Annotated in this window: 12 protein-coding genes; 5 read left to right on the plus strand and 7 right to left on the minus strand. The window is 44.2% G+C overall.

What is annotated here, in order from left to right; all coding sequences use genetic code 11:
• Positions 1-206 precede the first annotated feature (206 nt).
• On the plus strand, positions 207-1,460 hold the full coding sequence (locus V7K53_RS03105; protein ID WP_335196189.1) for an RNA polymerase sigma factor: 1,254 nt from the start codon (positions 207-209) through the stop codon (positions 1,458-1,460).
• Positions 1,461-1,757: 297 nt separating this feature from the next.
• Here the strand turns inward: V7K53_RS03105 and V7K53_RS03110 are convergent, their stop codons facing one another.
• Together V7K53_RS03110 and V7K53_RS03115 are read right to left on the minus strand one after the other, a co-directional pair.
• Positions 1,758-2,300: a GNAT family N-acetyltransferase gene (locus V7K53_RS03110; protein ID WP_335196190.1), complete on the minus strand. Its 543-nt coding sequence runs from the start codon at positions 2,298-2,300 to the stop codon at positions 1,758-1,760.
• Between the two features lie 28 nt (positions 2,301-2,328).
• On the minus strand, positions 2,329-2,505 hold the full coding sequence (locus tag V7K53_RS03115) for a hypothetical protein (protein WP_335196191.1): 177 nt from the start codon (positions 2,503-2,505) through the stop codon (positions 2,329-2,331).
• A gap of 400 nt (positions 2,506-2,905) precedes the next feature.
• Between V7K53_RS03115 and V7K53_RS03120 the strand changes: the two genes are divergently transcribed.
• The 3 genes from V7K53_RS03120 (at position 2,906) to V7K53_RS03130 (ending at position 6,243) form a co-directional block, all read left to right on the plus strand.
• Complete coding sequence (locus V7K53_RS03120) at positions 2,906-3,346, plus strand: beta-lactamase hydrolase domain-containing protein (RefSeq protein WP_335196192.1); 441 nt, start codon at positions 2,906-2,908, stop codon at positions 3,344-3,346.
• Positions 3,343-4,563 carry a chromate efflux transporter gene (gene chrA / locus V7K53_RS03125; RefSeq protein ID WP_335196193.1) on the plus strand — a complete coding sequence of 407 codons (1,221 nt, stop codon included), beginning with the start codon at positions 3,343-3,345 and terminating at the stop codon, positions 4,561-4,563. Before V7K53_RS03120 ends, chrA begins: the two co-directional genes overlap by 4 nt.
• Before the next feature lie 462 nt (positions 4,564-5,025).
• On the plus strand, positions 5,026-6,243 hold the full coding sequence (locus V7K53_RS03130) for a glutathione S-transferase family protein (RefSeq protein WP_335196194.1): 1,218 nt from the start codon (positions 5,026-5,028) through the stop codon (positions 6,241-6,243).
• A gap of 93 nt (positions 6,244-6,336) precedes the next feature.
• On the opposite strand, the gene V7K53_RS03135 is transcribed toward V7K53_RS03130, so the two are convergent.
• The 5 genes from V7K53_RS03135 to V7K53_RS03155 all read right to left on the minus strand — a co-directional run bounded on the left by V7K53_RS03135 (position 6,337) and on the right by V7K53_RS03155 (position 12,651).
• Positions 6,337-7,644 carry a CO2 hydration protein gene (locus V7K53_RS03135; protein ID WP_335196195.1) on the minus strand — a complete coding sequence of 436 codons (1,308 nt, stop codon included), beginning with the start codon at positions 7,642-7,644 and terminating at the stop codon, positions 6,337-6,339.
• Positions 7,645-7,778: 134 nt separating this feature from the next.
• Positions 7,779-9,275, minus strand: coding sequence for an NADH-quinone oxidoreductase subunit M (locus V7K53_RS03140; protein ID WP_335196196.1), 1,497 nt, complete (start codon positions 9,273-9,275; stop codon positions 7,779-7,781).
• Between the two features lie 198 nt (positions 9,276-9,473).
• Positions 9,474-10,187: a carbonic anhydrase gene (locus tag V7K53_RS03145; RefSeq protein ID WP_335196197.1), complete on the minus strand. Its 714-nt coding sequence runs from the start codon at positions 10,185-10,187 to the stop codon at positions 9,474-9,476.
• A gap of 51 nt (positions 10,188-10,238) precedes the next feature.
• Positions 10,239-12,119, minus strand: coding sequence for an NAD(P)H-quinone oxidoreductase subunit F (locus V7K53_RS03150; RefSeq protein WP_335196198.1), 1,881 nt, complete (start codon positions 12,117-12,119; stop codon positions 10,239-10,241).
• A gap of 346 nt (positions 12,120-12,465) precedes the next feature.
• A complete protein-coding gene (locus tag V7K53_RS03155) occupies positions 12,466-12,651 on the minus strand; it encodes a hypothetical protein (RefSeq protein WP_335196199.1) in 186 nt (61 codons plus the stop codon).
• 325 nt (positions 12,652-12,976) lie between these two features.
• On the opposite strand from V7K53_RS03155, the gene V7K53_RS03160 reads away from it, so the two are divergent.
• Positions 12,977-13,381 carry an NIL domain-containing protein gene (locus V7K53_RS03160; protein ID WP_094347724.1) on the plus strand — a complete coding sequence of 135 codons (405 nt, stop codon included), beginning with the start codon at positions 12,977-12,979 and terminating at the stop codon, positions 13,379-13,381.
• The last annotated feature ends 95 nt before the right edge of the window (positions 13,382-13,476 follow it).

Here is a 13,476-nt window from a genome sequence, read left to right on the forward strand (position 1 = left end):
GTTTAGTACGATCTGGGTATACCTCCCTTGTTTCCCTTTGTTAGTAAGTCGAACGGTGCTGCCTCAAATCGACACCTCGCCAAAAATTTTTATCGAAGAAAAGAGAAAAACCGCCTCCTGTCCCCTGCCTCACTTCTCCTGTCGGAGACGCTGCGCGAACGACTACGCTCAGTGACCACCTGCCCCCTGCCTCCTTCAATTCAGGTATGATCCCAAACGCAAAAACAGACGTAAACCAAGCGATCGCCTCCCTTTATCGGGCTGAATGGGGGCGAATCGTCGCCATCCTCATCCGGTTGGTGGGGGATTTCGATGTGGCTGAAGAAGCAGCACAGGAAGCTTTTATCGCCGCCGTGAATCAATGGCAATCGAGCGGCGTGCCCGATCTTCCCCGTGCGTGGATTGTCAAAACAGCCCGATACAAAGCCATCGATCGCCTCCGACGGCGGACACGGCTGACGGAAAAATTGGAATGGTACGCTGCCTCCGGGTTAATCCCAACCCGCGAGGAGCCAACTTACGATACAGACGAAATTCCAGACGATCGGCTGCGGCTGATCTTTACTTGCTGCCACCCAGCACTGGCGATCGAGGCGCAAGTTGCTTTGACGCTGCGGCTGCTGGGCGGACTTGAAACAGATGAAATTGCGCGGGCGTTTCTCGTGCCCACGGCAACGATGGCGCAACGACTGGTGCGCGCCAAACGCAAGATTCGGGATGCAGGTATTCCCTATAAAGTGCCGGACACAACCGATCTGTCTGTGCGGGTGGACGCAGTGCTGACGGCAATCTATCTGATTTTCAATGAGGGCTACGCGACGACTAGGGGCGAGACAATGGTGAGGGCTGACCTCTGCACAGAAGCGATTCGGCTGGGTCGTCTCGTGAGGACGTTGATGACACCGCAACCGCCCTCAGAAGTGACTGCACTGCTGGCGTTGATGTTGCTGCACGACTCCCGGCGCGATGCCCGTTTGGATGAGGCAGGCGATCTGGTGTTGCTCGAAGATCAAGATCGTAGTAGCTGGAATCAACAGCAGATTGCTGAGGCGCTACCGCTCGTTGAAGAGGCATTGCGAGGCGAAATTGGTTCGTTTGCAGTGCAAGCAGCGATCGCGGCACTACATTGTCAGGCAGCACAAGCAGAAGAAACGGACTGGTTACAAATTGTCCGCCTCTACGATTTACTCGAGAGTTTGCAGCCCTCGCCGATTGTTTCGCTGAATCGGGCGGTGGCGATCTCAATGATAGAAAGTCCTCAGACGACCCTCGGACTGATTGATGGGCTTGCCCCCCAACTTAATGACTATCATCTATTTCACGCCACCCGTGCCGAGATGCTGCGCCGCATCGGAGCCTCAGCATCAGCCGCAGAGAGCTACGCGATCGCGCTCATGCTGGTTACTAATGACAGCGAACGTCGCTTTCTGGAGCGTCGGCTGCGCGAAGTTCAGCCTTAACGTCCAGCATCACCGGACACGAGAAGAATTATTGATTACCTAGATTGGATTGTGTTTAGTTACTGATTAAACTTCGGTTAAAGGGGAAAGGGGAAGGGTAAAAGGGAAAAACCTTTAACCCAAAGCCCAATTCCAAGTTAAAAATGCTTAACCGAACAGTATTGAAACCGTATCAATAGACCTCTTGCAAAAGGCACTTTTGCAAGAGGTCGGGAAAGGGGGAAAGGTTAAAGGGGAATGTTAATTCTATCCCTTTTCCCTTTAACCCTTACCCTTTACCCGACTTATGCAAGAAGTCTAATGTACTGCCGTGACACCTTCATGATGCCAATCTACTCGGTTCATACGATAAACGAAGCAGTCATCGTCACCAAATCGTCGAGACTCGACAAATTTGAAACCAAAACGTTCATAAAAGCGGTGGACGCGGGTATTGCCAGCAAGTGGATCGACGAGTACAGCTATCACTTGCGGGTCAGCAAAACATCGAGCAAGTGCAAGCTGCATCATTTGGGTTCCATAGCCTTTGCCCAAATCACTCTCTTCCCCAATCCAGATATCAATAGCGCGAAGATTCGCCGGAACATCACCCCAGTAGTGACTATCCTCACGTGCCGGATCGATGATCTGAATAAATCCGATGGGGCGAGCATTAATTTCAGCAATCAATTGCTCTCTCCATTCAGGAGTGCGGTCAAGTTCTGTCTCCCAGCCCCAGTCATCGTTAGGATCGGATTCTACCACATGAGGTTGATCATCCCAATGTCGCAGCAGATCCAAATCAGCCAAGGTAGCAGCGCGGAGATTTATCCTCATCGGAGGTGGTACGTTATAGTTCATGGCTTTACTCAGGTTAGTTAGCACTTACCTACTCATATTTACCGTGGTGTAACAAAATACCAAAGTACAGGGGAATTTTACCAAGAAGCGATCGCCTACGGCGGGCGGGTACGCCATCGCAGAGTGAAGATATATACAAATCTAAAGACTTTATTAAATAGCTACCCAGGTAAAAAACGGGTAGTTCTCCGCTATCTTTCAGCAAGCGATTCAGGGATGATTAATTCTATAGAAAAGCGCTAGCACAAATTTTAGGCTGGCATTTAATAAACCGTATATAAATCAAAGCCCTGAACTTTTATCAGGGCTTTTTAAATTTAAGCCGAGCAATCGCAGCCTTTTAAGTCTAATTATTTCATTGAAGCGATCAATTATTTATACAGTAATGCTAGTGCTGAAAGACTGATGGCAAGACTGGGAAAATTTATGCTGCGGTAAAACCATGACTTTCATGTTATTCAAAAAATAGAAGCTGCTTTTAGTCAGCATTCTTTCCTCGGTCAAAGCATTTGCATTTTAGGCGAAAGCACCCTACAAAAATTGCTCTATAAATAGTCTACAGAATAAACTACGATAAAGCTATCGGAATAGTGTCTTTAAAGATTATGAGCAACACTAAAAAAGTTAGTGACGACTTGAGCGCTGCTGGACAACTAACTTCTGAAGAGTTAAAACAGGCAGCCCAAGAGGGATTTAAATCAGTGCTGAATCTGCGTTCTCCCGATGAAGCAGGTTTTCTCAGTGACGAACAGCAGCAAGCTCAAGCGGCTGGACTGCAATATGCCAATATCCCATTAAAGCCTTCAGAACCAAATCAAGAGCAAACAGAGTTAGCAATTCAGCAGATTGAGAACTTACCCAAACCAATTTTAATTCACTGTGCTGCTGGAGCAAGGGCTGGGGGTATCGCCTTGATTGCCAATGCTATTAGTGAAGGTCTGACTTATGAGGAAATTAGTCAGAAAGCTCAAGAGCTTGGTTTAAATTTAGAACAACCCCACCTCAAGCAATTCCTACTTGAAAAGTATATTGCCAAGCAAAAATGACTAACTCAGCACCAAGTCGTTTGGGTGAACTCGCCAACCTGTTTTTTAAACTGGGTGTTATCGGCTTTGGGGGCCCGGTTGCCCATATTGCCATGATTGAAGATGAAGTGGTTAAACGTCGTCAATGGTTGACAAGGGAGCATTTTCTAGATTTGCTGGGCGCAACTAATCTAATTCCTGGGCCAAATTCCACAGAAATGGCTATCCATATAGGGTACATCTATGCAGGATGGCTGGGGCTGATTGTGTCAGGCGTCTGTTTTGTCTTACCTGCGGTTCTAATTACTGGTGGGTTTGCTTGGGTTTATGTTGCCTACGGTACTCTACCCCAAATTGCTCCTTTACTTTATGGCATTAAACCGGCTGTTTTAGCAATCATCATCAATGCCCTGTGGGGCTTGGCAAAAAAGGCTGTGAAAACTCGCCAATTGCTAGCGATCGCTTTTGCTGTGGCATTGCTGACATTGTTATTCAAATTAAATGAAGTAATTGCCCTATTAATTGGGGGATTGCTGGGGATGGTTTGGTTACATTCTGGCGAGAAAAACGATAAACCAGGAGATAAAGCCAACTTTCTGATTGCTAGTCTCAGTACAGGTGCGACTTTGAAAGCATCAGCTGTACTTGCTACATCGGTAGCTACTGCATCTACTGTAGCCAATGTTTCTTTATGGCAGTTGGGTTGGTTTTTTCTGAAAGTCGGTAGTGTCTTGTTTGGTGGTGGCTACCTTTTGGTGGCTTTTCTCCAAGGGGGATTAGTTCAAGAATACGGCTGGCTGACACAACAGCAGTTATTAGATGCGATCGCAATTGGTCAATTTACCCCAGGACCAGTACTTTCCACTGCTACGTTTATCGGTTATGTGATTGCTGGCATACCTGGCGCAATTGTTGCCACAATCGGAATTTTTCTACCTTCTTTTGTTTTCGTTGCTGCCCTGAATCCTCTAATCCCACGCTTACGAGCCTCTTCTTGGACTAGAGCATTTTTGGATGCTGTGAATGTTAGTGCTGTAGCGCTAATGGTTGTGACTACTCTGCAACTGGGGACAGCAACTTTAACATTACCACAAGCCCCATTTGTAGATTTTCTCGGTTTGGCGATCGCGATCGTCTCAGCCATTTTAGCTATTCGCTTTCGCATTAATGCTGCATGGCTAGTTTTTGGTAGCGCCTTCATTGGATGGGGTGCTTCACTTTTGGGCTACACTCGATGAAATTGCAAGTATTTTAGATTACTAGCAGATATTAGCTTGACTTTATACACTTATTCGTTTAGGTGTATTTTTTGATTTAAGCTTTCTATCCTGTCTATGACTCGAATTGATAGAGATTTTTCTGATTTGGACGGCTTAAATAAGTCAAGAAATAGATAGATTAGATATTGCTTTCAAACTATTTTCATGTGATAATCACTATTAACTCCGGTAAATACACTTATTTACAGTAGTTTACAATCGGAATTCAAAAATTTAGCTTTTTATCTATTTAAAAATAGATGTAGGTTGAGTTTCGCTTTACTCAACCCAACATTGATCTGAGTGTTGGGTTTCGTTTCTTAACCCAACCTACAATTTTTTTGGAATAATTTAGCCTTGCTACGCCACTACTTATATTTACTTTATAAATCAACTCTGACTCATTTGTGGAAATCAAGTTAACCTAAGCTAAGGTGGAATATGTCAATTCAAGACACAGTATCTAATTGGGAACAACTGTTAGAAATTGCCCAAAAAAATACCCCTGCTCGACGCGTGCGTAGACCAGGGCAATCTCCTTCTACTGCTCCCATTCCTAGCAGTCTTCATAAACTGGCACCAGATACAGAACCGCCAGTACTGCTCTACCGCGATACTAACTCTTGGTGTCCATTTTGCGAACGGGTTTGGTTTGCTCTCGAAGAAAAAGAAATTCCTTTTGCAACAGAGTTTATCGACTTGACTAACAAGCCTAAATGGTATACCGATTTAGTTCCCACAACCCTTGTCCCGGCGGCCAAAATTGAGGACAAGTTAGTTTATGAATCCAAAGATATTCTGTTAGCTTTAGAAGAACGATTTGGGCCAACCTTACTACCTGAAGACCCAGAGGAAAATGCTGTTGCAAGACAGTGGCTTGAGGATGCTGAAACCAATGGTGTGAGAGATATCGCCTACAAATTTCTCAGACAAGCCCCGGAAGATCCGCATGAATTAGCAAGCTTACAGGCAGCTTTTGAAGCGAAGTTAGACGAACTAGAGCAACTTCTCGGAAAGTATCCCGGCCCCTACTTTTTGTCAACATTTAGTGTGGTAGATATTACCTATAGTCCCCATTTAGATAGATTGGCGGCTAACTTACCCGTTTATCGCGGATATCAACTCAAGGGAAATCCCCGCTATCCTCGGATCAACGCTTGGTTTGAAGCGCTCAAACAGCGTCCTGCTTATCACCGCGTCAAATCGGACGATATCACCAACAATTTACTGTTGCGTCGTCGATGGGGCGTGACTCCAATCGGCAATCCCTTACCTCTTGACCCAGCTATTAGCCAAGAAATCCAATTTCGGGCAGAAGCGGCTGAAAGGTTGACTGATAACCGAGAAGTTGCTTTAGGAGATATTCTGAAAAACTCCGGGGTGCAAGCATTGGCGGTGAATGGCGACACCACAGCCGTTAAAGAAGCAGTTGATTTTCACCTCAGATTGCTGGCTGACTATCTCATCAATGGCAACGGTGCAGCATTACCGTGGGGACGCGTGGGTGGTAAAGACAATGCCGATCCCACTGCGGCTGCGGTTGGTGCCATCACACTCGCCTATGTGAGAAATCGCATCTGTGCGCCACGGGATATGAGCGCTGGTGCTGCAACTGCATTCCGGGCAGCAGCTGATAAAGTGTTGGCATCTCTTTATTAGCGATCGCATTTCCAAGTCATTTACAATCTGGTATAAAAGAATGTAGAGACGTAGCAGTGATACGTCTCTACAAAGGTTTTAGATGGAGATATTTTATCGATAATCTTGACTTTGAATGCTTCCTAAACGAGCAGCATCACGAATATTGTAGTCAGCACGAGTAAAGCGATTTAGCTGCATTTCAAAAAAGTCTCGATTAGCTTGTAAATGCTTGGGATTTTGGTCATCTAAAGGATATAAAAGTGCAGTTCGCAAAGCTTGAATTACCGCAGAAGTAACACAATACATTGAGCGTTGAAAACTAACTCCCAACTGAATCAACATATCTTCTTCACCCCGGCAATGTTTGCTGTAGTAATCAACAAGATATGGTGGCAAAAAATGCAACATATCTTGCATTAATAATGTGGGGGGAATGCCAGCAGTACCCACTGGAAATACATCAGCGTAAAGAATTCCAAAGTGAAAGTCTTTCTGGTCTTCTGGTACTTGACGCGCTTGAGCATTATAAGATTTTGTGCCTCGGAAGGGTGCAGTGCGGTAGAAAACTGCTTCTACATAAGGTAATGCAGCTTCGTATAGCCACATGAAACCCTTGGATTTGGGGATAATTTCGTAGCATTCCCCACGAATATAAACGTGATGGTAAATGGGACGACCTGCGATCGCAAATATACCATTAACTAAGAAACTCATTGCCTCTGGGACGCTGCTAATGGTACCTTCGTCATAGCGATCGGACATTTCAAAGAATACCGGGGCCATGACTTCCCAGAATAAGCCCAGGTTAGCGTAGTATGACATCTGGCGACACTGTTCCAAAAACATATCGGGGAACAGGGCGTAAAGTCCCAGCATTACGGGGTTCCCTTGGAAATAAGCTTTAATTGCTCGGTCGGCGTTGGCTTTGTATTCTTCAGAATCTAGGTAAGGGTCAAATTGTCCACCCATCCCTCTGTGCCACAACATCGCCCGCATACAAGCTTCGGCAAATTCCATGTTAATGCGATCGTGGAACAAGTGATGGAATAACTTCGGCATTTTGAAAGTTTCACCTTTCTCGATAAATGCCAAAAGTTCTGGATGTGCAGTAGCTTCGCCGCGCCAAATTCGTAAATCTGCATCATCACCAGCGTAATGATTATGCAGTTCTAAATACTCTTTGGGTAAGAAGTATTTAAAGAAGGGAAGCGGGTTTAAAAATTCGCGTTCGGCAATATAAAGTAGGTCGCGCCAGTAGAAATCCATCGGTACAGCATAAGCTTTGTATAAACCGATGATTTGCATCAAATTTTCTGGAGTATCGGGTAACATTGCACCGCCTGCTTCTAAGCGGTGAATTACTTCGGCAAATTCGTGTGTGGAAGGAGGTAATTTAATTGCTGTTTTAATTGCTGTCATGGTAATCGTAAATTGGTAGAAACGCGATTTATCGCATCTGGGGGATAGGTTTTGAAACGCAATTTATCGCGTTTGGTGGGATAGATTTTGAGACGCGATCAATCACCGTCTCTACAAGTATTTTGATGGATTTTTTATTTCAGCGCGACTTCAGAGATTACGGTTTTTTCTAAGGGGGTAATTGCAGCCACCATTGTTGTAGTTGTGGATTCACTCCAACGCACTAACCAAGTTGGTTGTACTCCTAAAAAGATGATGAAAGCTGCCAAAATTAAAGCTGGTATTTTCTCAGACCAAAGAACTTTGGGATAGTAGGCGAAGTTATCGAGTCTGCCAAAACAGGTGCGGTTGAGGAGGATGACAAAATAAACTGCGGTTAATCCACTAGCTACTATACACAAAATAGTCGGGATGGGAAAGGCAGAGAAACTACCTTGAAAGACGAGAAATTCGGCAATAAATCCTGTTAAACCAGGAATACCTGCGCTAGCCATTCCACTTAAAACTAATAAAGCGCTAATTAAGGGTATACCGCGTATAGGACTCATTAAACCATTGAGTTTATCTAACTCGCGTGTACCGACTTTGGCTTCTACAACTCCCACCAAGTGGAAGAGAATGGCCAAAATGATACCGTGGCTAAACATTTGGGCGACTGCACCCACAAGTGCTAAGGGAGTACTAGCAGCACCAGCTAGCAAGATATAGCCCATGTGACCAACGGAACTGTATGCTACCATGCGCTTGATATCTTTTTGAGCGATCGCAATTACTGCCCCATAAATGGCGCTGATTGCTCCCCAAATTGCTAAAGTCGGTGCAATAATGCTCCAAGCGTGAGGAAACATACCTAACCCAAATCGCAGCAGTCCATAAGTTCCCAGCTTTGCCAACACGCCACCGAGAAGAATGGCGATTGGTGCTGAAGCCTCAACATAAGCATCGGGTAGCCAAGTATGGAAGGGAATTAAGGGAATTTTAATGCCAAAACCTAATACTATTCCTGCTAGTAAAAGGATTTGCTTTGCTGTTGACAGATTTTCAGTAGAGACTGCATCAAAAGCAAAATTGGTAGAACCACTAAGCCATACCATACCCAAGAATGTCGCCAGAATTAAGGCTCCCGAAACGGCAGTATAAATCAGGAATTTCATCCCAGCATAACCCCGTTTTGCCCCTCCCCAAATGGAAATTAGCAAATAGAAGGGGATTAATTCTAGTTCGTAAAATAGGAAGAATAGCAGCAAATTCTCTGCTAAAAAAGCACCTGCAACTCCTCCACTAACTAATAAAATCATGGAGTAGAATAGCCGGGGACGTTCAGTTTCTTTACTACTGCTGTAAATAGCAATCCAGGTGAGCAGGCTATTTAACACCAACATCAAGATAGAAAGCCCATCAACACCTATTTGATAGCTCAAACCAAGGGTTTCATTCCAAGGTAAATACTCTTTAAATTGCATTCCTGGATTGCTGATATCAAATTTTAGCAGGATAAACAGGTTCCAGAAGAGAACTATTCCTGAAAAGATTAATGCTATTAAACGAATGCGATTCTTAGGTATGCTTACAGGTAATATTGCTACGAGAAGAGCAGCGAAAATCGGGAGCCAAATCAAGACACTTAACATAGTACTTTTGTCCTTTGTTCTTTGTTATTTGTCCTTTGTCTTTTGTCTTTCGTTCTTGATGACTTATTCTTAGCCAATGACCAATACAACTCCTTGAGAGGCTGCGCCAACGACTGCGCGGTAGTTGAATCTCGACTTCGCTCGATTACCGCGCAGTCGAAACCCAGTACAAGTGACTAATCACAAAGGACAAAAAAGCTAACTTACTATACTGATTTTTCCAGTATCTAAATCGTAATAACCACCGACTATTTTCAGTTTTTCTGCCTTGATTAACTCAGATAAAACTGTCGATGATTTCAACTTTTCAACTTGCGCTAAAATATTTGCTTTACAAGCGTTTTCTAACTTATCTCCCTCTTTATCTTTTGAGCTTTCTACACTTGGTTTAATTGCTTCAAGTAAACTTCCAATTCGCCCTGGCACTTCAGCACCTTTAATTGCGGCCTCTACCGCACCACATCTTTCATGACCCATTACCATGATCACTTTGGTACCTAATACTAAGCTACCAAATTCTAAGCTACCAATTTGCTGTGTTGTGGCAATATTACCAGCTATCCGGCAGACAAATAAATCTCCAAGTCCTTGGTCAAAAACAATCTCTGAAGGAACCCGTGAATCTGCACAACCTAGAATAGAAGCAAAGGGCTTTTGACCTTTGGCAACTTCGACTAAACGTGAATGAGTTTGGTTGGGATTGCGACGTTTTGTTTTGACAAATCTTTCATTCCCATCTAATAATTCTTGCAATGCCTTGTCGGGGGTAATATCATCTGGTACTGATTTTATTTCGGCTGCAAGTAAGTTTGAACCAAGTCCGGCTGTCAATACACCTGTACCGATCGCACCTGCACCAAACTTCAATAAACCTCTTCTGGAAAGATTGATTTGGGGATGTTGTCTGCTCATGAAATTCTCCTCACAATATTAAACTGTTAGCTTTTACTAGGATAGTTACTGCTATCCAATTGTCGAGATTTGAAAAACCATATTTAAAAATTGCATTCCCCAAAATGGCCAAGTTACCCACATTCCTAAAAGACTCACTCCTAAAAGAACAGTGAGTGCATAAAACTGGGTTTGCCCAGAGTTGCTGTATTTGAGACCTTCACCACCTAATAGCGAAAATAAACCAACGAAATTAACGATGCCATCGACTACAAATCGGTCAATCATATCGGCAAGCTGGGAGATTTTGGCAACTCCAAAAATTATGGTCATTTTATAGAGTTTGGGGGTGTAAAAGTCGTATGCGATTAAGTCTTGTAACCCTTTCCAAGGCAGGCGAATCGGTTTGGGAATATTATTGCTGAAATAGATCGCACCAGTGATACCGCAACCAAAAATACTCGACCAATTTAAAAGTAGGGCGACATCTTTATTTAGGCTGGCCCAATCTGGTAAAAGTGATAAGTTTTGCAATATGAAAGGCAGATTGAGACTAAAGCCAAGTAGAATCATCATCGGCAGAATCATCGGCCAGTGAGCTTCAGGCGATCGCTCTGTCATTTGTGTAGCTTTACCGCCAAAAACTAAAACGAATTCTCTGGTTAAACTCACGGCTGTCAAAGCATTCACCGCGACTATTACTCCCACTAACCAAGGTTGAGTTTCCCACAACCCATCTGCTAATTCCATCAGCGCCCAAAAGCTACCCAGTGGTGGAAAACCAATTAACCCCAAACTGCCGACAATAAAGGCGATCGCAGAAATCGGGCGACGCTTCCACAGTCCACCCATTTGGGTTACGTCTTGGGTGATGCTATTCCAGATAATTCCGCCCGTACTCATCACCAATAGTGCTGCGGATATGGCGTGGGTGAGGACTAACAATAGTGCTGCTTCATCTTGTCGCACTCCCACGGCGATGAATATTAAACCCATGTATGCGCTGACAGAATAGGATTGACAGCGTTTCATATCGATTTGAGCGATCGCAATTAACGAAGCACCCACGGCTGTCACCGCACCAATCGCAACCATCGCCGAGGAAGCGATAGGCGAGATGGTTAACACAGGTTGCAATTTAATCAGCACCCATGCACCACTAGCTACTACTACCGAGTTCCGCAAAATCGTACTGGGAACAGGGCCTTCCATCGCTTCATCTAGCCATAAATGCAGGGGAAATTGGGCACATTTACCCATCGGCCCAGCAATTAAAGCTAAACTTACCAGCGCCATAGTTGTCGGGTTGACGTTAGCAGTAGCCGCCCATTCAGCTAATTCTGTATAATTCCAAGTTCCAGCTAAAGGCCATAATGCTAACACGCCCATCAGCAAGAATAAGTCTCCCACCCGTTTAGTTAAAAACGCATCTCTTGCACCTGAAACTACCAACGGTTGGCTAAACCATAAGCCGACTAGTAGATAGGTTCCCAGCGTCAGGACTTCCAGAATTACATAGCTGAAGAACAAGTTATTACACAAAGCAAGGGCACATAATCCCGCTTCAAATAATCCTAATAAAGAATAAAAGCGTCCCCAACCCCAATCCATTTCCATGTAGCCGATCGCATAAATCTGCGCCAGCAAGTTCAAGCCAGTAATCACAACCAAAGCGCTGACACTGACTGAGGATATATCCAAAGCAATGGTTAAGTCTAAACCAGCCGTAGATAACCACGGAATAAATACTTCTTGGGCTGGATAATTCCAAGTTGCTTGTAAGGCGATCGCACTATGTACAAACGCCAAAAATGTCATCACCAAGTTTACATAACCCGCCGGTCTTGGCCCCGTTTTCCGAATGATCCCTGGCGACCAAGGCACGGCTAACAAGCCACCTATTAAGGCATAGCACGGAACTAGCCAAACAGTCTCTAGTAGAAACTGAGCCATCAACTCACCTCTAAATTTGTATCAAAAAATTTGGCTTTGGAATCAACTGGCGTTGATCCCAGTTAACCCAGCGCTCGCAGATAAGGGAAATTTATCTTTGCTTAATTTTGTTAAAAACAGCTTACCTTTATATCAAGCAAAAAGGAATTACTTTATTAAATAAATTTGAGATAATAACTCTAATTATTTCTTATATAAGGAACTATTCAAGTAACGAAGAATAGGTATTTATTCTTATCTATACATTGAGTGAGGGATGAATCAATAGTTATCATTAGTTTTATCAATTCATATAAATGACAAGAGACGCGATTGATTGCGTCTCTACAAATCAACTAAACGTAATTTATATTTGGGTGATTTTGTCAACCTGCCAGTGAGAGATAGTAATCGCGGGTGGTGAGTCAAATTGACTAATGGGGGCGGGTTTCATATCCCGGTAGTCTAGGAGTTGGACTACGATGAGATAGGCGATCGCTAAAATCACCGAAATCGCACCTGTAAGAATAGCAATTAATTTTGAACGTTCCATCAGTATTTCCTGTAATGCAGTTATTATGCAGGGGAGCATCCACTTTTGGGAGAAACACTGGGCGATTGAAAATCGCGGCTATACAGACTAAACCCGCGCAGGCGGGTTTAATAGAGTCCGCGCAGGCGGACGAAAGTTTGTATAGCCCCAGACTTCACTTCTCTTCACATAACGGGCGATCTGCCAAAACGGGATGCTCCGATTATCCAGTGCCTATATCCACATAATAGACTTTCTCTTGCCTTGGTCGTTCGTGCAACTTACCGTAAAAAAGAATGATAAAACTCTCAATACGCTACAACAGAAAAAACCCTCTGCTAAATCTGTGAAAAAACGAGTAACACTCACCTTCCCGAAACGCGCCGTGCAAATGCCAGTCACTTACGTATTGGCCAAAGAGTTCAACGTCGCCGCCAATATTATCCGCGCCCAAGTTGCCCCAAATCAAATTGGCAAACTGGTAGTGGAATTATCGGGAGACATCGATCAATTAGATGCGGCGATCGAGTGGATGCGATCGCGTAATGTTAATGTTTCTTCGACATTAGGCGAAATTGCGATCGATGAGGATGTGTGTGTCCACTGTGGCTTGTGTACTGGGGTTTGTCCTACTGAAGCCCTCACCCTCCAGCCAGAGACGTACAAGTTGACATTCACGCGATCGCGCTGTATTGTCTGCGAACAGTGTATCCCCACATGTCCCGTACAAGCAATCTCTACTAACATTTAACAATAGACCTCTTGCAAAAATATGTTTTTGCACTCTTAGGGAAAAGGGTAAAGGTTAAAGGGAAAGGATTTTGAGTTTCTTTACCCTTTCCCCCT

It is taken from the genome of Nostoc sp. (assembly GCF_036917355.1).
Lineage (GTDB): Bacteria > Cyanobacteriota > Cyanobacteriia > Cyanobacteriales > Nostocaceae > Nostoc.